The sequence below is a fragment of the Burkholderia sp. BCC0322 genome (assembly GCF_902833045.1).
Taxonomy (GTDB): domain Bacteria; phylum Pseudomonadota; class Gammaproteobacteria; order Burkholderiales; family Burkholderiaceae; genus Burkholderia.
Window position 1 is genome coordinate 228,168 of sequence record NZ_CADFDU010000004.1, and the last position, 21,058, is coordinate 249,225.

A 21,058-nucleotide genomic window follows, 5' to 3' on the forward strand; every position below is an offset into this window, starting at 1 on the left:
GCTAACTCGCCCCCTCGAGAGTCTCCAGCTTGGCGCGCAGCATCGCGACGTCTGACGCCAACGACTCGATCAGATTCGCCATGTGCTGCACCGCTGCGCCGACGTATACTCCGAGGCCGTTGTAATCGACGGTTTGCAGCTTCATTCGACCATCGTCCTCTACAGCATCTTTCTCGCCACTGACGACATTCGAGAACACTGCCTGCGCTTCGTGTGCGATCACGCCCGCGATTCTGCGCTCCGCGTCCTCGCCTACGTTGGTAGTTTTCAGATAGTCGACGAAACGCAAGCGCCGCACGCCCTCGTACGCTTCAGCAGTATCAATGTTTTCCACCGATTTCTTGATTCGGTAGTCTGAGCCTTGCGATAACGAGCCGATAAACGCCGCATTCCCTCCGTCGTAAAACATATGCGCATTTACGGTTCCTGTGAACGTGAAGGAGGCCACCGCAGTTGCGCTTGCTGATCCACCAGCGTGAATGGACATCGCGAATAAATCGCGCTGCCCAGATTTCTGAGCGTGTAAAAGTTGGTAGGCGGCGCCATTGTCACCACATTCGACGCGAACGGCTGCTGAGGATTTTGACCAATCACTGAACAGATATCCGGTCAATCGATTTGCAGCGAACACCGAACCATAGTCCGACGGGGAGAACGTCGAAACGATGGCCCTTTCGAAGTAGTTCGTTCCCTTGAATGTCTGGTCCGTTGCCAGATTTGCATAGTTCGCGGGATTTAAATTTCCGCTGTGCCACGGCGTATACGAGCCGAACTTCGGCACCCCAGCAAATACCGGTGCGCCTGCAAGATAGGCAATGCTCGCCTCTTGGGAATAGAGCGAGGGCACGTTGCCCCTTTCGACTTTGATCCGTCGAAATGAAACGCCAAACGCTGATATGTTCGGTGCGGCATCCGCAACCTTGCTCACCCTGATCGAAGCCGTTCCTGCTGGGGTTACGCCCGCACCACTCTGAAAGGAAGCATCTCGTTTCGTTGTTATTGAAGGCGTCGAAGCAACAGTGCCAATAAACGTTCCATCGGCCTTGAACGCTTCGCTCTTTATATACACTCGGCCGGCGTTCAACCCCCCAGTACTGATCTCGGCCGACACCGTGACCACGACGCCCGGACCACAAGCAATATCGCTGGATTGATCGACAACCCACGTGCCAGTGTTGATTGCATTGGAATTGATGAAGAGCGTCCCTTCTCCAAACCCACCCTGCAATGGACCGAATGTCGTCCCATTCCACCCAGTACTTCCCAGCTCGCCGGACCCGTTCACCAGAAGGTTCGGACAATTACCGCCGACGAGCTTTCCGCTCGCCGCAAGATCGCCCGCAATTCCCCCGGTAACGGACAGCGTGCCACCAACCGAAAGATTCCCGGACACCACTTCATTCGGGAGCATTTTCCCGCGGGCAGCGACGTGCCAATAACCGCCGCCGTCGGAGACGTAGGTCGCCCAGTCCCCGGTATTAAGCACCTTGACTTGGGTTCCGTCTTTACCCTGCAATCCGATCGTTACAGGATTGCTGACATTGAAAAAGTGAAGGCAGGCGTTGGCAACGACCGCCGAGGCAAGCGGAAACACAATGACCTTGCCGTCCACACCCATGTTCAACCCGAATCGCGTGCCGACATTACTAGGCGCAAGCGTCCAGTTATCACTTAGGATGTTATATCCCAGCGCAACGCAGGCGGACAGCACGTCGACGTTGGCGTTTGCCTTGACGTTAGCAGCGCGGACGGAGTCTCCGTCCTTTCCCTCCGGTGGAGTACCGAGATTGACTTTTTGAAGTTGCGGCATTTTCTAACCCTATGGTGCAAACGTCTGCTCAAACTGCGCCGTGATCGTGTATACGTTGCCGTTCTTCACCGGCTCGGTGTACTTCTCACACACGAATCGGCCCTGCGGCCGAAGCGGCGGCGTCCAGAAAAACGACACCGCGCCGGCATGCGCATCCAGGAACGCGAGAATTGCCGAGATCTTGTCCGCCTTCCCCACGAATCGAAGGCTGTATGACGGCACCCGGTTGTTCAGGCCGTCCGCCGCGCGCTGCGTGTACCCATCGCCGAAACCGGCCTTCCGCACACGCAGCGTCGTATCGCCGCCGAACCCTTCGACCGTCGGTGGCCAGATAAACGTGTCGGTCATCACCCCATCCCGTTTTTCAGTTTCCAGAGCGCGCCACCCTGACGACTCTCGACCGCGATCAGCCCCTGCACCATTTGCGTGAGCTTCTTCACGAACTCCGCGCTCGCCATCATCTGCGCCGCGTTGCCCGTGCCGCCGTCGATCGTCACCGGGATATTCAGCTCGATCCCTCCGCCCTGCACCCCGAGCGCGCCCCCGCCGGCCGAGCCCCCGCCGACCAGGCCGCCGTTCGCAAACTTCGCGAAACCGAGATCCTGTCCGCTGTTGATCGCCTCCAGCAGGCGAAGCACGCCGGGCTTGCGCACAGCCGCGGCCTTCACCACGAATTCCTCGTTGGAGAGCCACGCAGGAATGCTGTCGCTCGTCGACGTGCCCGGGCCAGTGACCCGCCCGCCGGTCGCCAGGTGGAAACCGTACGCGTTGCCGCCACCCGCCCCGAACATGTCGGACATGCCGCCCGCCACACCGCCAAGCAACGACGACGCACTGAAGCCACCGGCGCCGGCCGCGCCAAGCCCAAGCGCTGAACCGAGCGCGCCGAACACCGGCGCCATCGCCGCGCGCGCGGCGAAGCGCGCAAGGTCGGCGATCATGCTGTTGACCAGTCCGCGAAAATCCAGCTTGCCGGTCGACACGAACGAGGTGAGCGCGTCCTCCATACTGCGGAACGAACTCGTAAATGCCTCCTCCGCGCGACCGGCAGCGTTTTCCGCGGACTCCTGATACAGCGCCACCGCACGGCTTGCGCCGACGCGCCAGTCGCGCTGCACCGCGAGCCGCTGCTCGACATACCCGCGTTCACGCTCGACCTGATCGGCCTCGGCCCGGTTGATGCGGTCGATCTCGGCCAGATACTCCGGCGACCCTAGCGTGCCGTCCTTCCGCGCGCCCTTTGTGAAATCGTCGCGCCGGCGCCGGAACTCATCGCCGACGCGGCTCGTCGCCTGGTTCAGCTCGCGCGCGTTGTCGCCCATCGGCATCGCGGCCAGCTCGCGCGCTACCTCGCGCTGCCTCTCGGACGCATAGTCCGCCAGCTCCGCATCGATCTGCGCACTGCGCTCCTTCAGCTTGTTGATCGCTTCGTGATAACGGACCTCTTTCTCCAGCTGCACCGCACGGTCGTATGCCGCGCGAATTGCAGCCTGGTCACGAATCAAGCTCTTGTCGCCATCGGTCAGCTTCGTGCGCTTCGCGGCCAGATCCGTCAGCTTCTGGTCAAAGCCGATCCGATCCTTCTCCGATTGCGTGAGCTTGTCGGTTGCAACCGCTTCGACGCGCAACTGCGCAATGCGCTGCGCGATGTTGTCGAGCATGCGCTGGCTTTCCGGCTCGGCGCGCGACCCGCCGGACCGGCTCTTGTGCGCAAGCGCCGGTGCGTTGACGCCGATGCGCGCGACCTGGCCAGCCGATTCCGACACCGTGTCATCGAACGCCTTTTTGCCGCGCGCCGCGGCGGCCGCGAGCGCCGCGTCAGCGTTGAAGCCGAATTTCTCGAATTTCTTGCTGACGAGATCAGCCTGAAACTCGGCCAGCGCCGCGGCGACGACCATCTGCTGATTCATCAGCGCGAGCTCGCGCGTCAGGTTGTCGATATTTCGCCGCGCGCCGGCCTCGGCCTTCGCGTCTTTGTCCTGGATCGCTTTCTCGAGCGATTTGTACGCGTCCGCGCGCCCGGCGATCAAACCGGCCTGCCGTGCCTCCGCACTGTTCGCGCCCTTCGTTTTCGCTTCGTACTCGGCACGTTGCTGCGCGGTCATGCCGATGACGTCGGAGGCTTCTTTCAGCTTTTCGACGTACTTGTTCCAGGCCTCGGCCGCCATGCCGCCCGCGAAGAAATTATTTTCTTCCGTGAGCAGTCGAATGCCGTCGGCCGCAGCGCGCGCAGCAGCATCCATCGCGGCGAGCGTGCGCGTGCCCTTGTCCGCCGCGGCGCCGGCCGTGTCGATCGCCGACGCGGCCTGCACCAGTTCAGCGCGAAGCTCGTCACCGCCCTTCGTCGCATCGATAAACACGCCGACCAGCGAAGCAAGCTCTCGCGACTTCTCGTCTACGCCGAGATTTTCGGTCTTGATCCGGTTCAGCCCTTCAATGAACCGATCGAGCGCAACCTGATTCTCGTCCGTGATGATCGGCGGGCTGTCGCCGATGCCTGGCATGATGACGCTCTGCGATGCGCGCGCCGCGAGGCCCGCGTACGCATCCGCTACGTCACTGCGCGCCGAGGCCTGCGCCTGCTTCGCCCGATTGCGCTCTACCTCCTGCAGCAACGGCGACAGCTGACGATACTTCTCGATGATCTGGTCGAGCGGCGCCTGCATGTCGATCAGGCTCGACGTCGCGCTGCTCGCATGATCGCGGAATACCAGCCAATTCACCGCGGCGCCGAGCGCCACCGTGCCAACCATCGCGATGATGCCGGGCAAGCCGCCCATCACCGACAGCAATCCGGACCCTACCGTGCGCATCAACGAGCCGGCGCGTGCGGCAGCAGTCTGCGCCACCGCCGCGCGCTCGGTCGCGGCGGCCAGACCCGCCGTCGCGGCCGTCGCCCCACGCTCGGCCCGCTCGCGGGCCTGCGTCGCCGCAGCGACCTCACGCTCGGCGACGGCGAGCCCCTTCTCGGTTTCGGCCAGCGCCGCCGCGTAGCGCGTCTGGTCGACCGTACCCTTGGCCGCCGCAGCCTCCAGCGCCACGCGGCGCTGCTGCGCCAACGCGAGGGATGCCTCTGCCCGTTCAAGCTCGCCCTGCGCCGCAGCCGTCTCGCGCGCAATCACCGCCGCGTACGGCATGCCGGCGATCCGCGTGCCGATCTCCTGGCTGTTCGCCAGATTCGACCGCGCGGTCGCGACTTGTGCCACCGCGCTCGCCTCGATCGCACGGGCTTCGGCGAGCTTCGCCTGCGTGTACTGGATCGAGCCGGCCGTCAGCGCCGACTGCATCGCGAGGCTTTCGCGCATCGCGCGCATGCCGGCCAGCTCGGCCGCCGCGGCGACCTCTGCGGCCTGCGCGTTCTGCAGCTTTGCCGCCGCCGCGTCGCGGTCGCTCTGCGCCTTCGTGATCGTGACGAGCGCGGCCGCGTTTTCCGCCTGCGCCTTCGCGAGCAGCGCCTGCCGCTCGACGTTCCACGCGATGGCCGACTTGCTGACTGCCACGGTCGTCTGCGCGAAATACACACCGAGCCGGCCGGCTGCAAGCGATGCGCTGATCGTGACAATTTCGTCGAGGTGATCAGCAACGTAGACCACGCTCTGTGCCAGCTTCGCGCTCGCGCCTGTTGCCTCGTTCGCGTGACCGACGTACGCGATGATTTCCGTTTGCAGGCGCGTCATCGCCTGCCCGACCGTCATGTCGACCTTGCCGAACAGCGCGTCCGTGCTCGACCCGGCATTTTTCAGCGCGTCGATCAGGTTCTCGACGGTCAGCTTGCCGTCCTCGGCCAGCGCCTTGAGCTCGGACGTGCCCTTACCCATCCCGCGCGCGATAGCGTCGGCAACGCCCGGCAGTTCCTCCAGCACGCTCTTCAGATCCTGCCCGCGCAGCTGGCCGGACGCGAACGCCTGACCCAGCTGCACGATACCGAGCCGCGCCGTGTCGGCCGATACGCCCGATAGCGCAACCGCCTTGCTGATCGTTTCGACCAGCGGGCCGACCTGCTTAATCGACAGGCCGAGGTGCGAAGTGTTGTTCGCGATCCGCTGATACAGCTCGGCCGTCGCGTCGAGCGGTTGCCGCGTTGCCTGCGCGATCCGAAGCACATCGTTCTGCGCGACGGCGAAATCGATCTGATCCCGCGTGACGATCTTGAGCCGGTTACTCAGGTTCGTCCATTCGTCGGCGTACTCGATCAGTTGGTGCACGCCGAACGCTGCGGCAGCAGCCTGCGCATATGCCGTGAGCGAGCCGCGCGCGGCCTCGATCGCGCGCACGGTCACTTGCACGCTCGACGCGTTGGACGCGAACGCCGCGTCAGCCGCGCGGCCCCCATCCCGGACCGCGTTGAAATAGCCGCTGGCCGTCGACCCGAGCTGCTGCATGCGTCGGTCGTACTGGGTCGTATTCGCGGTAACGCTGACGATCAGCTCGCGGAGACTCGTTCCCATATTTTCTATCCACCTACTTTACCAATCTCATTAGGCCTGCGAAGAAAGGATCATCGGCGACCTCCTGAGCCTCCGGCGACTCGCCCGACCAGTTCGGCATCATGTCGGCCACCTTGACCTTCGCACCCTGCGCCTGGAACACAGCCGACGCAACCATCGCGGCATGAAGGTCGTAACGATCATCGGCGATCGGCGACTCGGCGTCGAACGCCTGCCACAAGGCGAATTCCGAGGTCGACATATCGGCGCGCAGCTCGGCAAGCGTCCGGCCGAGCCGCAGCGCCAACGTCAGTTCGAGTCGGAGATCGGGGTTTCGGCGGAGGCTTTTTTTGCATCGTCCTCCGCGTCGGCTTTCATATTGCCGAGTTCGAGCGCCGTATTGACGATGCGTTCGTGCGCCGCTCCGAATGCCGACGCGACCTCCTGCGCGTCCCCGTCCTCGAATTCGCGACGCCAGCCAGCGGCCGTCTCGACATAGAGCACGCGCACGAACAACCGCGCGGAGGCGAGCACGTGCTCGTCCGGGCGGACACGCGAATACTTGGCGCGGGCCGTTTCCTCGTCGTCTCCCGGCTCGACGCCGGCAGCGAGGCGCAGCGGCTCGAGCCAGAACGCGCGGTCCTCGAGCAACGGCTCGCGCACCGCAACCGTCACGTCGCCCCATTCCGGCATCGGCACCATCTCGTGGCGCCAGCCGGCCAACGGGTTGAGAATCGCGGCACGCAGCGTGCCAGCGACCATCGGAGTTTTCGTCATCACTCTTTCCTTTCGCTTTTGAGATCGATTAACCCGCCGGTACGGCCGGCGGCGGCACTTCCTTCGGCGAGCCGCTGACACGGACGCTGTAGGTCGACGTCACGATGCCGTCGACGCCAGCCGACCAGGTGTACTGACGCACCATGCCGATGAACAGGAATTGCGACTTGTCGCGGAAAGTCACGCGGAACACGTACTTGTCGCCCGTGCCGCGCGCCCTGCGGAGAATTAGCTGGCCGGCGTCGTCCGACGAATAGTTGCCGTCGACCGAAAACTCGCCCGGATCAGCCAGGCCGAGCTCCGATTCCTTTTCCTCGCTTTCCAGGGTCGTTGCATCGATTTCGGCCGATTGACCACCCTGCCAGTTGATCGTTTTGGTCGTCGTCCCGAGATCGACGAAAACGAGCGTGTTATCGTCGAGATCCGCCGAAACCGTTTTCGAGATCTCGACCTTCGTACCTTGCGCCTTGATGCGCTTGCTCTTCTCGGCCATAAGCCCCTCATAAAAAAGAAAGGCCCGCGCGAGGCGGGCCGTACACACATCGGATTCCGTCAGAATTCAACGGATATTTCGAGGCTCACCCGAAAATCCCCGGAATCGCTCGAATAGTCGTCGGGCAGGTCATTCACCCCGCCGACAGAAAACTGCTCGGCCGCGTACGCGCGTTCGATTACCCGATCGGCAAGCGCGTCGGCGTCTGTATACGTACTGGCATAGGCGTCGATCTGATACACCCCCGACTTGCCGCCAGTCGCTCCCCCGATGGCCATGTCGCGCGCACCGCTCACTCGCGACACCACGTAATACGGTGATTTCGCTCCTGTGGCCGCGGCGCCGGCATAGCCCTTCGCAGCGCCCACCGAGCCGATCGCATTGCGGACAACGAGAGCACTCACCGGCCACCCCCGATCACCGCGTCGATCGCGCGCGCGATCTCAGTACGAATCGCACCCTCGGCCTGACCGATCGACTCGTCGAACGCCGGTCGCACGAACGGCTGCGCCCGCATATGCGGCGTGCCGAGCTCGACGAAACGCCAGTAAAACGCGTTGCTGGGTGAATCGCCCTTGCCCTTCGTCCGCACGCGCACACCCGCCGTCGCGATACCGGGTGCGTCCTTCTGCCGAAGCGCGGCCGAGACGATGTTTCGCCGCAGCTTTCCTGTTTTCTTCGGCGCGCGTGCGCGTGCCTCGTCTCGGATCACCTTCGCCCCGGCCACGGTCGCACGCCTGAGCGCCTTCGTCGACTGCGCTTTCGCAAGCTTCCCGAAATCGGCACGCAGGTCGGACAGCCCCAGAATCTGCACACTAGACATACTTCTCCCCCACCTTCACCGACAGATCGAGATACCCGCGCTTGCGCGATGGCAGGACCGCCGTAATGTCGTACAACCTGCCGTCGTAACGTACGCGCATCTGCTCGTCGATACCGGCCCGGTAACGGATGCGCATGCTGGCCACCGCTGAGCCCCGGACAGCACCTGAAACGACATGCTCTTTCCCGCTGATAAACAGCACGTCAGCCCAAGGCCTCGAATGCTCGACCCACGCATCCGGCAATGGCTCGTCGTTCTCGTTTACTGCACCACTTCGGCGCTCGATCACGATTCGCTCGTTTCGTTTTCCCGCACGCATACGGTCCTCGCTAAATGCCGACGATCGCGTGACGCGCGATGAGCCGGTTCGTGAAATCCTCACTAAGCGAACTGACCGTGCCGTCGAGCTCCGATTCGCGATGCGCGGATAGCGTGCCGAGCTGCAGCAGCATCCACGCAACGAGCGATTCGGGCACAGCATCGGGCGTCTCGAATGCACCGCAACGAAATCGCACCTCGACATCCTCGCCATATGGGAACGATTTTCGGGAAACGAGATACGCCCGGTCCATCACTCGGTACGCTGCCGGCGGCAAGGTCTGCCGCACGCCGGCCTCGTCCGTATATGACACGCCGATGATCTCGATCACGTCGTTCCACAGGAGAATGCGATCCGACGGAAACGAGTCAACCCGCACCCGACACTCCTGCGGAAGCAAAGGGCGGGACAACGCCGCCTCGAGCGCCTCGCGCGCCGCGACGATATTCCCCGTCAGCAGAACATCCTCGTCGTCGCCATCAATTCGGCAGTGCTCGCGCGCCAGGTCGAGCGTGATCACTTCCTCGGCGGGCCGCTTCATCACGTCGACGCGGCCCGCCGCGACACGCAGCGGATATGCCAACTGGTCGGCCATTTATTCCTCACGTCGAATGTGCGGCCGCCACTACGTGGCGGCCCCGTTGATCAGCCTTGCGGCGCCGCCGGCTGGCCCATCTTCAGCGCCTTCACAGCACCACCGATGTCGATCAGGTTGCCACCCTGGCGGTTGAAGCCGACGAAACCAACCTGCCCCTTCAGCGTGTAGCGCGAGTCCGTCATGCGGAACATCGTGAGATCCATCACTTCGCGCACGATGTATTCGGAGTGGTCGCCGAACGTCAGCGGCTTGGCACCCGCCTCGGGCACGTCGTATTCCTGCACGATCTTCACCGGTCGGCCGAGCAGACGATCCGGCGCACCACCCGGATTACCCTGCTCGTAGCCCGGCACGAAAATCGGCCGCTTCTGCTCGTCCTTGATCTTGCGAACGGCCTTCAGCATCTGGTCGTGCATGGCGTAGCCACAGCTCGGACGCACGCGATATGCCGGATCGACGCTGTGCTCGAGGTCGATCAGATCGTCGTAGGTGATCAGGTTCGGCGACGCAACAGTCACGCCAGTGCCCACGGCCGTGAGCAGCCCGACCGGCTGCTTGTTACCCGTGCCCTTCGCGAAATGCCGTGCGGTGATCCGACCGATGCGCGTCGTCAACAGACGAATGATGTAGCTTTCGAGGTCGAACATGCTGTCCTGCAGCAGCTCCATCGAGAGCGCGATCGACTTCGACGAGTAGCGGAACGCATCGAGCGACTTCGCGACGAACTTCGTATCGCTGTCGCTCGTTTCTCCGTTTTCGTCGACGATCTCGCCCTCTTCCGTCGTCGCGTCCGTACCCGGGAACGTCATCGACGCACCCGTCCCGGTCGACAGAACGGTAGCGATATCGCGAACGCCGCCAAAAGCCTTGAGCGCCTCCGACAGCCGGCGATAGAACTCCGGAGCGACGGTATAGCCGCCGGCCGCCGGATCACCGGTCGACATGGCGTTCTGGATATCCGGCGTCTGCCGCGCGAGCATGCGCGCACGGTCCTCGTCGGTCAGCGCTAGCACGCCACGACGAAGGAACGTGCGGATCGCTCGCGACTCGCCTTCGTGCGCGCCGGGCGTCTTGACGTGTGCGTTGATCAGCCCCTCGGGATTGCCGGCAAGCGCTTCCTCGGCGAGCCGGTTCATCAGCCCTTCATGACGCTTGATCTCGGCGCTCACACGATCCATCTCGGCGAGGCCTTCGTCGTACGCCTTTTGCTGATCGGCGCCCCACTTATCGCCCTGGTTGTTTTCCAGCAGCGCGTTCAGATTTTTCGCGAGTGCGTCGCGACGCTCCCGCAGTGCTTGAATTGCAATAGCCATACAGTCTCCATCGACAGAAAAAGAAAGGGCCGCCCTAAGGCAGCCCTTTGAATCGACGCGGGAACGCGTCACGAACGTTGTGCAAGTTCCAGCCTGCGCCGCATTGCATCCATGTCAGGCGCCGCGGCCGACGCCTGCGGAGGGGGCGCCGGCTCGGCAGGTTTCGAATCCGGCACCGGCGCAGGCGCCGATCCCGGCGGGGCGAACGCGACCGGCCCGCGCGGCGACGACTGCGCATGCGCGGCATTCGGCGCGCGGTCATACGCCGAGAGATTCCACGCGGATGCCTGTGCATCCGCGCCAGCACCCGCGAGCCGATCAGCAAAGCCGCGTTGCACGGCTTCGTCGGATGACATCCACGTTTCAGCCGCCATCCATGCGGAAATATCGTCCTCACTTTGCCCAGTCTCCTTCGCGTAGGTTCGCACCAGCGACGCGTCGACGGCGTCGAGCAGCTTTGCCGATTCACGCAGATCGTCCGCATTTCCCATCGCGAACGTCCATGCGTTATGGATCATCACGAACGCGCCGTCCGTGATCTCAACCTCATCGGCGGCCAGCATCACGAAGCTGGCCGCGCTCGCGGCAACGCCGTCGACGTGCGCAATCACCCGCGCGGAATGACCGCGAATTGCCGTTTCCATCGCGCGCGCGGCAAACACGTCGCCGCCCGGGCTGTTGATCCGAAGGTGGATCGTGTCGGCCGTGATCCCGGCGAGCGCCTGCACGAACGACTGCGCGGAGACGCCGCCCCACCATTCGTCGGTCACAATCACGTCGTAAAGGTAGACAGTCGCAACCGTGCCGTCGTCGCTCGCCTTCACGCTGAAGGCACGTGGCGCCGCACGGTTGTCATTCAGCAGCTGGAGGATTCGGTTTCGTCGCATCTTTTGTCCCTGAATTGAGTTTGTTGCCGTCCGGCACCGGCGGCATGTTGAACCGTCGCCGCACGTCGTTTTGCGACATCCAACCGGGCTCCCCTGCGCGGCCGAGTGCGATACGGAATGCCTCGAACATCGCCTTCGTGTCGCCGAGCTCGAGCGCCGTGTAATCGTGTTGAATCGAGCGCTTCGACTTACGCACGACCTTGCGGCCGACCTCTTGTGCAATTTTTGTCAGGTGTCGGCCAAGCGTGTATTTCACGAAATGCTTCGCGAGCTGCTCGGCCGTTGTCCCGATCGTCGTTCCCTTGTCGCTCCGCCCGATCATGTGCGGCATCACTCCGAACACCGAGCAAATGTCGTCGTCGGTCAGCTTGCGGTTTTCAATTAGCTGCACGTCAGCAGCGGACATCGTGATTTGTTTGATGTCCATCCCTCCACCCAGCACGATCGGCGCAGTGCTGTTGTGCAACCCGCTGTATCGCTGTAACCATTGCTTACGCAATAGCGCGATGTCTGCCTCGTCAAGCTTTTTATCGGCGCGGATAACCAGGTCAGGGCGAAGGTTCTCCGACAACATCGAATCGATCAGCTGGCCGGCCGATGACGATACGTTGACCGGACCACGCAACGCGCTGCGAATTTGCGACATGCCGCGTCGGCCATCGAAGCCCGGCCCAGGAACGTGGATCATGTCGTCCTGATCGACCGTCTCGATAGCATGCGTTGCCGGATCGACGTAGCTGTATACCAACCGATCGTCGACGAGATCGGGCCAAACAGACAGCGGATGCAAAGGCTCGATCCATTCGATTTTCGGCGACCATGGCGTGACGCGATGAATCCGCGACATCAGGTCGCCGTGCAGCAGCAGCCCCTGCACGCCGAACTCCCAACCGACGGCCGCCGACCATCGCGGATGCATCTGTTCGTTCAGCAGCTCCCAGTACTCCGATTCGACCGGGAGCACGCCATCCGGGCCGCGCATGTATTCGACCAGCGGCGTCGCCGCGACGGCTCCACCGATAAGCGATACACACGAATAGACGGCCGCAACACTCATCGCGCCGCGCTCGCTCACCGCCCTGCCCGGCGTCTGCAGTCCCGTCATCCAGTCGAATGCGTCCGTCCCCGGAACAATCTCGCTGGTCGACACGACGGCTGCCTGTGCCCTGGCCGACTGCCGTTCCGCGTTCCACTGGTTCAAGATGCGTGACCCGCTCGCGTTCGTGCGCGGCGCACCGTTCGTTGCGTTCGTCATAGGATGTAGATTTCCGGAGCGGATTCGGGCTGATATGTCACAGCCCGAGTCGTTGCCATACACGCGGCGACGATCGGATCGATGCGCCCGTTCGGCCGCGATTTCTTCTTGTCGGGCCGGATGTTGTCGTTCGAATCAAGCATCAGCGTCACATTGCTCGCACACCACCGCATTACCGGATTTCCGCCATGTCGCATGCTGCCGCCGTACACCAACCGCTCGAGCTGCTTCGCACCCGGCGAGAGGCCCGACATGTTCTGTTGCACCTGAACCATTGGAATTTCTGCCTCAAGCAATTCGTTGACGATCTGCGTGGCGTTCCAGGGATCGAATGCGATGTCCTGTACCTTGAATTTCTTGCACGCGCCGATGATCGTGTCGCGAATGATCGAGTAGTCGGTCACCGCTCCAGGCGTTACCGTCAGCCATCCAAGCTCGGCCCACTTCTTATACGGCGCTGCGTCGCTACCCTCCTGCGTGTTGACCTTCGCCTCCGGCGCGAAAATATGCGCGACCACATACCACTCGCCGTCCGGGCCGAGCTCTTCGACAATATCCCCGCCGTCGTCGTACGGAGGAAAGACGAGCACGAACGCGCTCAAATCCTGCGTACTCGCAAGGTCGAGTCCACCGAAACACCGCCGGCCGGCGAGAATCGCGGGGTCGAACGGCGCACCGCATCGGTCCCACACCTGCATGTCGAACCAGCTCAAGGCACCATTGACCCAGACGTTCAGGTCTTTGGTGAGAAAGTTGGCCTTCGCGCTCGGCAGCTCGGCTGCCTTCGTCGCCTGCGCACGCATGTACTCGACCGTCTTCGCACTACCCAGGCTCGGGTTTGCCTTGATCCAAACAGCCGGGTCGAACGGATCGTCGTCGTCATCAAGCGTGTAGATGTAGCCGAAAAAGCTATCGTCGATCTTCTCACCCCGCAGGATCATCACGAGATACATGCGAATCTCAGTGCAGATCCCGTCGAGGATGTAGCCGGCCGTCGTGATGGCTGAAATCAAAGGCTGGAGTCGCGCGCCGAGCGCCGACTCCATCACGTCCCAAACTTCCCGAGTCTTGTGCGCGTGCAGCTCGTCGACCATACAAACCGACGGGTTCAAACCGTCGAGCGATTCCGCGTTCGCCGGCAACGGCTTGAACACGCTGCTGCCGAACACGATCCGCTCTTGGTTGGTTCCGTCGTACACCTTGATCGATCGCGCCAGCCGTTTCGATCGCCGGCACCGACGCCGGTAGTTGTCGAGCGCCGGCTTGAACACGCTCATCGCCTGCTCGCGCGTCGTCGCAATCGTGTAGACCTCTGCGCCCTGCTCCCCATCCATCAGAAACAGGTAGTCGCCCTGACCCGCCTTCCACGTCGACTTACCGTTCTTGCGCGCGACCTCCTCGTATCCTGTGCGAAACCGGCGCAGGCCCGCATCGACACGACGCCATCCGTACATGACCGCGGTCCAAAACCGCTGCCACGGATCGAGCACGAGCGCCTGACCGGCCAGCGCACCCTTGATGTGTAGGAATTGCTTCTCGATCCAATCGATAATGTGCGCTGCATGCGGCGCACTGAACACGATGCCGCGCGCGGGGCCGGCGATCAGATCGTCGTAATGGCGCTTTACCGCAAGAAACACGAACTCGCCGACGACGATGTCGCCTCGTAGCACGGGCAGGCCATACTCGACATCCCACCGATGCCGAACGGCGGGCGTTAGGCGGGCAAGCTCGTCGGTCTGGAGCGCGCGTGGTCGAGCAGCTGGTCGAACAGGTCGTCCTGCGGATTCGGATCTTCCATCTTCGATTTCGCGATCAGCATCGACGGAGTCGTCAGGCATGCTTCCGGTAGACACTTGAGCAACCCCTCTTTCAGCGACTTTGCCGCGTAATAGAGTTGATGCGGCTGCGTATGACCGTTCGGCGTCTGCACCATGAACGATCCGTGATTGATCTTCTCGAAGTCGCGTAGCTGCAGCTCGACCTTCACCCAGCGAACGAAGTCAAAGCAGACGATCGACAGCGCGACACCGGCAGTGCGGTGCGGCACGCCCTCTGCGCGCAGCGCGAAGCAGAGGTAGTCCCACACCTTGCGGTGCGCAGACTCGAAATGCACCCCGGGCGGCGGCGGCGGCGATTCGATCGCCTTTCCAACGCCGCCGCCCGACGCGCGCGAATCGTCGGCACCGCCGACGTCGGCAAACGGTTGATTCGGACTCATGTGAGGCTTCCGGTAAGCGAGCCGACGAAAAACTCATCTCGCGTTGCGCGATCGGCTCTATGGGGCGGCTTTCTTAACCCCCCCCTCTTCAAAAAGTGGTCCGCGAAAAAATGCGGCTGAACGTTCGGTCCCGAGCAAGGGGCCGAAAAATTAAAACCACCCCCCCTCGGTTTCGGGGCGGCGGCCCGCGCCGGATCAGCGGCGACTGCGCCCACGCGCCGCTTCCGCCGACGTCTTTGCGTCGTGGCACGGTTTGCAGATCGACTGCAGATTGGTCAGCTCGTCGGTTCCGCCCTCGGCCTTCGACACGATGTGGTCTACCGCAATAGCGCGAGCGATCCGGCCTTTCTTCCGACACGGCACGCAGAGCCCGTTGTCGCGCGCGAGCGCTTCACGCCGCAGCTTTGTCCAGTCCGATCCGTATCCGCGGGCGTGACGCGAGCCGCGCTGGCGATCCGATTGCCAACCGACCGCCTCACTCGCATGCTCGGCGCAGTAGCCCGGCGTCGCGACAAGTCGGCCACATCCGTAATGCCGACATTGCGTCGGCGCTTTCCTCGGCATTACGCTCTCCAACTAAAGGTTCCCAGCCCCTATTTCTCGTCGTCCTTGACGGTGATGCGCGCCTGAACAGTCGATCGAAGTGGCGCGGCATTCTTACGGGCCGCTCGCAAACGCATGACAATCGCCGAAACGCAAACAACCCAATGTCGATGCGGATCGGAAATGTCGGCATTGAATCGCTTTGTACCCTCGAACACATCAGCATACGCGTGATGAGCCTTTACCCAACCGGCGATGTTGGTAACGCGGTCGCGATATGCATCATCAGTGAGCTTCGCGTGCTCAACTCGGTGCGCAAAATGGTTTCTCAGATCTCTGACCCAGTTGAGTCCCCTTGCGAAATCATCGTCAATCAATCCGATCCGATGAGCCAAGGTGATACGCGAGGAAAAAGAGCCGAGAGGACGTTCGGGCTCGAACAATCGATCCTCTGCCTTGTTCGGTGATGGCATTACCTTGAGCATCAACGCGAGCAACTCCTCGTCGGCAAGTGCCCCGCCAAGAATCACCGCAGATCGTTCGCTTTCATTGAGCAGCCACTGAAGAAATTCAGCGCTTCTCTCGACGCTTGGATCAGGCAATTTGTTCTTTTTATTTGACGCCATTAACGAACTCCCCGTCGCAGCTTCACAGCCGCTCGATGCCAACATACGAAAAAGCCCCGACGCTTTCGCGATCGAGGCTTTGCGATTCTTCCGGGCGCCAGAGAGCCCGGGGAGTGCCCGAACTCTACTCAGCTTTCGCCGGATCAAATTGTGGATCGAAGTGTAGAACAGCTATTTCGAATTCGCAACATCAATCTGCATGCGCGTAATGACGTCGGCGATCCGCACGTGCTGACGCGCCGAATCGCTGAGCTGTTCCTCGATTGCCTTGCGTGCGTGCGACAGCGCGAAGTCGAACACTGAGTGTGGACGCACCTTGATTCCCAACCGCCGGCAAATCATGGCGGGCCGTGCGTTCCACATGTAGTGCATGCGAAGTAGCTGCTTGTCGAGCGGCATCAACCAACGCCACGCCTTTTCGACCAACTCAGCGTCCGCAACGTCCACGTCGCTCGCCACCGTCTTCCCCGCGGAATTCGGGAAATAGATGCTTGCCACAGTGCCGTCGGAATGGCCTTCACCGAAGCTGTACGCGCGCGCCCAATTTTGGAGTCGTTTTTCGATCGTCATAATTTCCCCGTCATTCTTCGTAAAAGCTGATGTGCTTTCGGCAATAGCCTCGGCGCGACGCGCCGGCACCGATGAGAGTTGTTGCTGGATTCGTGCAGCGGCAACCGGCTTCGACGTGCGCACACTGGCGATCGTCAACGCCGGAAGATTCATGACTCACCACAGCGCCCGGCACCGAGGCTACGGCCTTCGATTCGAGCGCCGCGTTGCGACGGCGTCGCAATTCCTCCCAGTTTTTCCGAAGCCGTGCCGGGGACGTGATGACTCGCTTCCAGAACTTGTCGCGCATCGCATAGCCCACGAGCCGCGCCATCGCGTCGACCGTTCTGCCATCGCAGCGAATCATTGCCGCGACATCGCTCGCCCACTCGTCAAGGTTCGGTGCAGGAAATCCCGGATCGTCAGCACGCAGCCTGTCGAGCATCCACCGAGCGAACGAAAAATCTCCGTCACTCGGTTTTTCTCTCTGATCGCCGCTACCTGTGCTAACCACTGTGGTTTGATAGAGAGAGGGTTTACTTGTATTTCTGTTTACTGGGTAGTTAGTTGGAACGTGGTGCCAGGAACTTTCTACCGAATCGACAGTTTCAGGGCCCCAATCGCCGTCACCGGGACCACGGACTACTGCCCCTGCCAGGTTGCTGGCACCTGGTGCCAGTGATTCACCGGAATTACTGGCACGTGGTTCCGATCTGACTACTTTTTGAGCATCTTCGGCACCACGTTCCGGGCCGCCGACCGCCAACTCATCGTCGGCTGCGGCGAGATCGAGATCTATCGCATCCCGCTGCTGGAGCGCCACGTCCTCCGGAATGGACAGCCGATAGTGCGCATGCGCCCACTTCCGATCCGGCCGCCGCGAACGCCAACTCGTCAACCATCCGAGCTCAGCGGCGATGCCAAGGTGCTTCGTGACGGCACGAATGGATAGCGTCGCCTTCTCGGCGATCGTTTCGAGTGACGGCCAACACGTGCCGTCCATTCCGCTCGAATATTCCGCCACGACGAACAGCACGAGCTTTGTCGTCGACGGCAGCGCACTGCACATCATTGCGCGGCGCCAGGAGTAAAAGGGAGATACAGTTCTCATACGTGATCAATAATTCGATGTCGGCTCGGCGAAATTCTCGAACCGGGTTGTTGCGTTCTGGAATGCGAGCCGTACGGTGCCAATCGGCCCGTTTCGCTGCTTCGCAATGATGATTTCGGCCGTACCGCGATCTGCGCTGTCGGGGTTATAGACCTCATCGCGGTAGATAAAGAGGATCACGTCGGCATCCTGCTCGATCGCACCCGACTCGCGCAGATCGGACATGACGGGCCGCTTGTTTGGGCGATTCTCGAGCCCTCGATTAAGCTGCGACAGCGCGATGATCGGAACGTCGAGTTCCTTCGCAATTTGTTTGAGTGCGCGCGATATTTCGGCGACCTCGGTGGCCCGCATTTCAGATCCGCCGCCGTCACCCGACATCAGCTGCAGGTAGTCAACGACAATCATCCCGAGCCGGCCGCATTCGCGATACAAGCGCCGCAACTCGGACTTGAATTTCGACGGGGTGATCGCGGAGCTATCGAGAATATGCACGGGCGCGTCGGCCATCAGCTCGACGCCACGCGTCAGGCGCGGCCAGTCGTCATCCTCGAGGCGACCGGTTCGCAGCCTGTTTTGGCTGATACGGGATGTCGACGCCAGCATGCGCATGGTCAACTGTTCGGTCGGCATTTCCAGCGACAAGACGCCGACGGGCAATCTCGACACGATGGCGACATGCTCTGCGATATTCATTGCGAGGGAGGTCTTTCCCATCGACGGCCGTCCGCCGACGATAATCAACTCACCGCCATGCATACCGTCGAGTCGCGCGTCTAAGTCGACAAATCCGGTCGGCGTTCCGGTGATCCCGCCGCGGTCCTCGCGGTGAAACAGCTCGTCGATGCGCTCGACCACACGCGTCAACGCTGGCTGCATTGGCTGGAAACTGTCTGCCGCGCGCTGGCCGCGATCCGACAGTCGCAGAAACGCCGCCTGCGCCGAATCTATAATCTCGGTCGCTTCGCGCCCGTTCGTGTTGTGGCATTGATCGATCACGGCACGAGCGGCGCGCACCGCACCGCGCAGTTGCGAACGCGACCGAACGATGTCCGCGTATCGGCTCAGATTTGCCGAGCTCGGCGTCGAATTGACAAGGTCGTTTAGGTATCGAAGCGGCTCCGAAACCTTCGCATGCGTCGCGCGCAGCTGCTCGAAAACGGTCAGCACGTCAGCCGGGCGCGAGCTGACGATCAGATGTTGAATAGCTGTGAAGATCGCGCGATGATCGCCGACCGTGAAATCGTCTGCGGACAGCTCCGCCGCGATCAGGTCGTATGCGCCGTTGTCGAGCATGAGCGCGCCTAGCACTGCCTGCTCGGATTCTACGGACGCAATTACCCCGCGCGCCTCAGCCTCATGGCTGGCGCCCATTGTTTCCCCAGATTCTTCGGAAGCGCGTTAGCGCGGATTAACGACCAAGGCGCGCGCAGTACACACGGCGACCTCGATTTGACGCTGGCTTTCGCGCGCGGCGCGTTCGATTGCCTCGACCTCATGCCGCTCGATCACGCCGTCTTCAACGGCCTTGTGAATTTCCTCAGCAAACCGACCGGCGTAGCTGCTGACTACCAGTGCGGCGGACACAAGCGCCGAAATGTCCTTGGTGCTTTCTCGCTGGATCGGCGCGCCGGCGACCAAGCCGAATCGTGCATTCAGTGCGTGCAGTGCGTCGAGCGCATGGGGCTGATTTTTTTCCTGCATCCACTCGATCAACATTTCGAACATCTCGCCCGTGATGCGCGCACCTTCGACTTCACGCAACTTGAGCCGCAAGGATTCCCCGGTAATGTGAATCCCGCGTCGCTCGCTCAAATAGCGTGCCGCGTCGCCGACCTTCCCCGGGGTTTTCGATACTGATTTGTAAAGCACATCGGTCCATTCGGAATCGCTGTAATAGTGAGCCATTTTTACCCTTGAATTTCACCGTTTTTCATGCTGTTAACCAAACTACGGATCGCATAACATTCAGTCACTCGATCAACGGAGCCGGATTTATGGATACAAACCATCCCTACGATTTCCGCTGCAATTTTTGCGGGTTCGTGCGTAAGGAGACGATCGAACGCGCCCTCAACGGCCGCTTAGATCCGCCGGTCTGGTGCCCGGAATGTCGTCGGACGATCGAACTCGATTACGACGATCTGGAAAAGCAAGCAAAGAAGGCGGGATTGATACCGATCGACGACGGGGAATGACGCGCCCATCCGGGCCGACAACTAAATCGGGTTCGGTGCCGGCGCGGATTAAGCGGCGCATATACTCCTCCTGAAGCCGATCGACCCATCGAAAATTGTGTCGATACGCGAGCCGCGCAATCGGGCTGCGATGATGGATCAGCAGTATTCGGAGAACGGGCCAACGCGAGCGGGGGCGCGTCATGCGGTCTCCTTTCGTTGGGCGAGCTCCGGCCAGATATCAGGGATCACATCCGCGGAGAAGAGATCAACTCTCCGAACCTGGCCATCCGTTTCTCGCTCAATCGGCCAACCAAAAGGAATCGGCACGGGCCTTTTTTTGTTTGCCCATGCGCTGAGGTCTGACGCATGAGCGCCGATAGCAGCGGCCAATTTCACGAGTCGACCGCGCTCGGCGTCGAGATAGGTTCTGAGGTCCATGCCGCAACTTTAGCGAAACGCAAAAGCCTTGTCTATAGCGTTTCGCGCATATACGGCTTTAGCGTTTTGCTATTGAATTGCAGACATGAAGGACATCGACCAAATACGTCGCGACAACCTCAAGATCATCGAATCTGAGCATGGTGGGCCGGCTGCTGCTGCCGCCGCCATCGGGATGTCTCACTCGCAATTTACCAACCTGCGAGACGGCGCCAAGGATTCGAAGACGGGCCGAGCTCGCGGCATGCGTGCAGTGACGGCGCGCAAAATCGAACAGAACATTGGCAAACCAGTCGGTTGGATAGACACCGACCACTCGGTCGACGCGTCTGCGAATTCTCCAGCCGCCCCTCCCGCCGGCTGGAATGAGCTCAACCCCAACCAACGCGCACAGGTCGAATCGTTTATCGGGTGGCTCTTAACGCAATCGCCAACACAACCCACCACTTTCCCTTCAAGCAGCAAGCGATTCGGCAAGGGCGGGTAACGCCGTGTGCTTGTGACCGGGCCATGGCTCAAGACAATAGTCCGAAAACAGCCAGTCACGAGTCAAAATCAAACCGTCGCCATCGTCGGCCAAACCTATCACTGGCGGCCCCGCAAGCTCGCACTCCCACCTCCCGTCGAAATGTATCTGGACCACCTCAACGATGCGCCCAATAAGGGCCTCGTTGGGTGACCATACAAC

General features: G+C 61.7%; 24 protein-coding genes. 2 read left to right on the forward strand and 22 right to left on the reverse strand.

Annotated elements, in window-relative coordinates:
* Position 1 precedes the first annotated feature (1 nt).
* From HWX39_RS14215 to HWX39_RS14315, 21 genes are all read right to left on the reverse strand, one after another.
* Positions 2-1,810, reverse strand: a complete 1,809-nt coding sequence (locus HWX39_RS14215) for a tail fiber domain-containing protein (protein ID WP_016023156.1) — start codon at positions 1,808-1,810, stop codon at positions 2-4.
* 9 nt (positions 1,811-1,819) lie between these two features.
* A complete protein-coding gene (locus HWX39_RS14220; protein ID WP_016023155.1) occupies positions 1,820-2,158 on the reverse strand; it encodes a phage tail protein in 339 nt (112 codons plus the stop codon).
* Positions 2,158-6,258, reverse strand: a complete 4,101-nt coding sequence (locus HWX39_RS14225) for a phage tail tape measure protein (RefSeq protein WP_175968691.1) — start codon at positions 6,256-6,258, stop codon at positions 2,158-2,160. Before HWX39_RS14225 ends, HWX39_RS14220 begins: the two co-directional genes overlap by 1 nt.
* 13 nt (positions 6,259-6,271) lie before the next feature.
* The gene (locus HWX39_RS14230; RefSeq protein WP_175968983.1) at positions 6,272-6,550 is read right to left on the reverse strand and encodes a DUF4035 domain-containing protein; all 279 of its coding nucleotides are present in this window, start codon (positions 6,548-6,550) and stop codon (positions 6,272-6,274) included.
* Entirely contained in the window at positions 6,547-7,014 is a 468-nt protein-coding gene (locus HWX39_RS14235) for a tail assembly chaperone gp11 (RefSeq protein ID WP_016023152.1), read from the reverse strand. Before HWX39_RS14235 ends, HWX39_RS14230 begins: the two co-directional genes overlap by 4 nt.
* Before the next feature lie 28 nt (positions 7,015-7,042).
* Complete coding sequence (locus HWX39_RS14240; RefSeq protein ID WP_016023151.1) at positions 7,043-7,507, reverse strand: phage tail tube protein; 465 nt, start codon at positions 7,505-7,507, stop codon at positions 7,043-7,045.
* A gap of 59 nt (positions 7,508-7,566) precedes the next feature.
* Positions 7,567-7,911 (reverse strand): DUF3168 domain-containing protein, encoded by a 345-nt coding sequence (locus HWX39_RS14245; RefSeq protein ID WP_016023150.1) that lies wholly within the window; start codon positions 7,909-7,911, stop codon positions 7,567-7,569.
* Positions 7,908-8,330 carry an HK97-gp10 family putative phage morphogenesis protein gene (locus HWX39_RS14250; RefSeq protein WP_016023149.1) on the reverse strand — a complete coding sequence of 141 codons (423 nt, stop codon included), beginning with the start codon at positions 8,328-8,330 and terminating at the stop codon, positions 7,908-7,910. The genes HWX39_RS14245 and HWX39_RS14250 overlap by 4 nt, the downstream gene beginning before the upstream one ends.
* Entirely contained in the window at positions 8,323-8,649 is a 327-nt protein-coding gene (locus HWX39_RS14255) for a phage head closure protein (protein ID WP_016023148.1), read from the reverse strand. Before HWX39_RS14255 ends, HWX39_RS14250 begins: the two co-directional genes overlap by 8 nt.
* A 10-nt stretch (positions 8,650-8,659) precedes the next feature.
* The gene (locus tag HWX39_RS14260) at positions 8,660-9,244 is read right to left on the reverse strand and encodes a head-tail connector protein (RefSeq protein WP_016023147.1); all 585 of its coding nucleotides are present in this window, start codon (positions 9,242-9,244) and stop codon (positions 8,660-8,662) included.
* A 50-nt stretch (positions 9,245-9,294) separates the two neighbouring features.
* Complete coding sequence (locus HWX39_RS14265; protein WP_016023146.1) at positions 9,295-10,560, reverse strand: phage major capsid protein; 1,266 nt, start codon at positions 10,558-10,560, stop codon at positions 9,295-9,297.
* A gap of 68 nt (positions 10,561-10,628) precedes the next feature.
* On the reverse strand, positions 10,629-11,447 hold the full coding sequence (locus tag HWX39_RS14270) for a head maturation protease, ClpP-related (protein ID WP_244135001.1): 819 nt from the start codon (positions 11,445-11,447) through the stop codon (positions 10,629-10,631).
* Entirely contained in the window at positions 11,413-12,702 is a 1,290-nt protein-coding gene (locus HWX39_RS14275) for a phage portal protein (RefSeq protein WP_016023144.1), read from the reverse strand. Before HWX39_RS14275 ends, HWX39_RS14270 begins: the two co-directional genes overlap by 35 nt.
* Entirely contained in the window at positions 12,699-14,375 is a 1,677-nt protein-coding gene (locus HWX39_RS14280; RefSeq protein WP_175968693.1) for a terminase TerL endonuclease subunit, read from the reverse strand. The genes HWX39_RS14275 and HWX39_RS14280 overlap by 4 nt, the downstream gene beginning before the upstream one ends.
* 44 nt (positions 14,376-14,419) lie before the next feature.
* Positions 14,420-14,923, reverse strand: a complete 504-nt coding sequence (locus HWX39_RS36230; protein ID WP_175968694.1) for a hypothetical protein — start codon at positions 14,921-14,923, stop codon at positions 14,420-14,422.
* A gap of 195 nt (positions 14,924-15,118) precedes the next feature.
* The gene (locus tag HWX39_RS14290; RefSeq protein ID WP_016023141.1) at positions 15,119-15,487 is read right to left on the reverse strand and encodes an HNH endonuclease; all 369 of its coding nucleotides are present in this window, start codon (positions 15,485-15,487) and stop codon (positions 15,119-15,121) included.
* A 29-nt stretch (positions 15,488-15,516) separates the two neighbouring features.
* Positions 15,517-16,092 carry a hypothetical protein gene (locus HWX39_RS14295; protein ID WP_016023140.1) on the reverse strand — a complete coding sequence of 192 codons (576 nt, stop codon included), beginning with the start codon at positions 16,090-16,092 and terminating at the stop codon, positions 15,517-15,519.
* Positions 16,093-16,263: 171 nt separating this feature from the next.
* Positions 16,264-16,662 (reverse strand): hypothetical protein, encoded by a 399-nt coding sequence (locus tag HWX39_RS14300; RefSeq protein ID WP_016023139.1) that lies wholly within the window; start codon positions 16,660-16,662, stop codon positions 16,264-16,266.
* A gap of 10 nt (positions 16,663-16,672) precedes the next feature.
* On the reverse strand, positions 16,673-17,752 hold the full coding sequence (locus HWX39_RS14305) for a helix-turn-helix domain-containing protein (RefSeq protein WP_347879572.1): 1,080 nt from the start codon (positions 17,750-17,752) through the stop codon (positions 16,673-16,675).
* 6 nt (positions 17,753-17,758) lie between these two features.
* Positions 17,759-19,126: a replicative DNA helicase gene (gene dnaB / locus HWX39_RS14310; RefSeq protein WP_016023137.1), complete on the reverse strand. Its 1,368-nt coding sequence runs from the start codon at positions 19,124-19,126 to the stop codon at positions 17,759-17,761.
* A 27-nt stretch (positions 19,127-19,153) separates the two neighbouring features.
* Positions 19,154-19,660 carry a phage regulatory CII family protein gene (locus tag HWX39_RS14315; RefSeq protein WP_016023136.1) on the reverse strand — a complete coding sequence of 169 codons (507 nt, stop codon included), beginning with the start codon at positions 19,658-19,660 and terminating at the stop codon, positions 19,154-19,156.
* 89 nt (positions 19,661-19,749) lie between these two features.
* On the opposite strand from HWX39_RS14315, the gene HWX39_RS14320 reads away from it, so the two are divergent.
* Complete coding sequence (locus HWX39_RS14320) at positions 19,750-19,950, forward strand: hypothetical protein (RefSeq protein ID WP_016023135.1); 201 nt, start codon at positions 19,750-19,752, stop codon at positions 19,948-19,950.
* Between the two features lie 180 nt (positions 19,951-20,130).
* Here the strand turns inward: HWX39_RS14320 and HWX39_RS14325 are convergent, their stop codons facing one another.
* The gene (locus HWX39_RS14325; protein WP_016023134.1) at positions 20,131-20,370 is read right to left on the reverse strand and encodes a YdaS family helix-turn-helix protein; all 240 of its coding nucleotides are present in this window, start codon (positions 20,368-20,370) and stop codon (positions 20,131-20,133) included.
* Between the two features lie 85 nt (positions 20,371-20,455).
* Here HWX39_RS14325 and HWX39_RS14330 point away from each other — a divergent pair, with 85 nt between their 5' ends.
* Positions 20,456-20,857 (forward strand): hypothetical protein, encoded by a 402-nt coding sequence (locus HWX39_RS14330; protein WP_016023133.1) that lies wholly within the window; start codon positions 20,456-20,458, stop codon positions 20,855-20,857.
* Positions 20,858-21,058 lie beyond the last annotated feature (201 nt).

Coding starts and splice junctions, on each gene's coding strand:
- HWX39_RS14255 (WP_016023148.1), bottom strand. CDS start 8,649: ATGCGTGCGGGAAAACGAAACGAGCGAATCGTGATCGAGCGCCGAAGT.
- HWX39_RS14215 (WP_016023156.1), bottom strand. CDS start 1,810: ATGCCGCAACTTCAAAAAGTCAATCTCGGTACTCCACCGGAGGGAAAG.
- HWX39_RS14250 (WP_016023149.1), bottom strand. CDS start 8,330: ATGTCTAGTGTGCAGATTCTGGGGCTGTCCGACCTGCGTGCCGATTTC.
- HWX39_RS14300 (WP_016023139.1), bottom strand. CDS start 16,662: ATGACGATCGAAAAACGACTCCAAAATTGGGCGCGCGCGTACAGCTTC.
- HWX39_RS14295 (WP_016023140.1), bottom strand. CDS start 16,092: ATGGCGTCAAATAAAAAGAACAAATTGCCTGATCCAAGCGTCGAGAGA.
- HWX39_RS14275 (WP_016023144.1), bottom strand. CDS start 12,702: ATGACGAACGCAACGAACGGTGCGCCGCGCACGAACGCGAGCGGGTCA.
- HWX39_RS14305 (WP_347879572.1), bottom strand. CDS start 17,752: ATGAGAACTGTATCTCCCTTTTACTCCTGGCGCCGCGCAATGATGTGC.
- HWX39_RS14290 (WP_016023141.1), bottom strand. CDS start 15,487: ATGCCGAGGAAAGCGCCGACGCAATGTCGGCATTACGGATGTGGCCGA.
- HWX39_RS14240 (WP_016023151.1), bottom strand. CDS start 7,507: ATGGCCGAGAAGAGCAAGCGCATCAAGGCGCAAGGTACGAAGGTCGAG.
- HWX39_RS36230 (WP_175968694.1), bottom strand. CDS start 14,923: ATGAGTCCGAATCAACCGTTTGCCGACGTCGGCGGTGCCGACGATTCG.
- HWX39_RS14260 (WP_016023147.1), bottom strand. CDS start 9,244: ATGGCCGACCAGTTGGCATATCCGCTGCGTGTCGCGGCGGGCCGCGTC.
- HWX39_RS14315 (WP_016023136.1), bottom strand. CDS start 19,660: ATGGCTCACTATTACAGCGATTCCGAATGGACCGATGTGCTTTACAAA.
- HWX39_RS14220 (WP_016023155.1), bottom strand. CDS start 2,158: ATGACCGACACGTTTATCTGGCCACCGACGGTCGAAGGGTTCGGCGGC.
- HWX39_RS14325 (WP_016023134.1), bottom strand. CDS start 20,370: ATGGACCTCAGAACCTATCTCGACGCCGAGCGCGGTCGACTCGTGAAA.
- HWX39_RS14330 (WP_016023133.1), top strand. CDS start 20,456: ATGAAGGACATCGACCAAATACGTCGCGACAACCTCAAGATCATCGAA.
- HWX39_RS14265 (WP_016023146.1), bottom strand. CDS start 10,560: ATGGCTATTGCAATTCAAGCACTGCGGGAGCGTCGCGACGCACTCGCG.
- HWX39_RS14270 (WP_244135001.1), bottom strand. CDS start 11,447: ATGCGACGAAACCGAATCCTCCAGCTGCTGAATGACAACCGTGCGGCG.
- HWX39_RS14235 (WP_016023152.1), bottom strand. CDS start 7,014: ATGACGAAAACTCCGATGGTCGCTGGCACGCTGCGTGCCGCGATTCTC.
- HWX39_RS14320 (WP_016023135.1), top strand. CDS start 19,750: ATGGATACAAACCATCCCTACGATTTCCGCTGCAATTTTTGCGGGTTC.
- HWX39_RS14225 (WP_175968691.1), bottom strand. CDS start 6,258: ATGGGAACGAGTCTCCGCGAGCTGATCGTCAGCGTTACCGCGAATACG.
- dnaB (WP_016023137.1), bottom strand. CDS start 19,126: ATGGGCGCCAGCCATGAGGCTGAGGCGCGCGGGGTAATTGCGTCCGTA.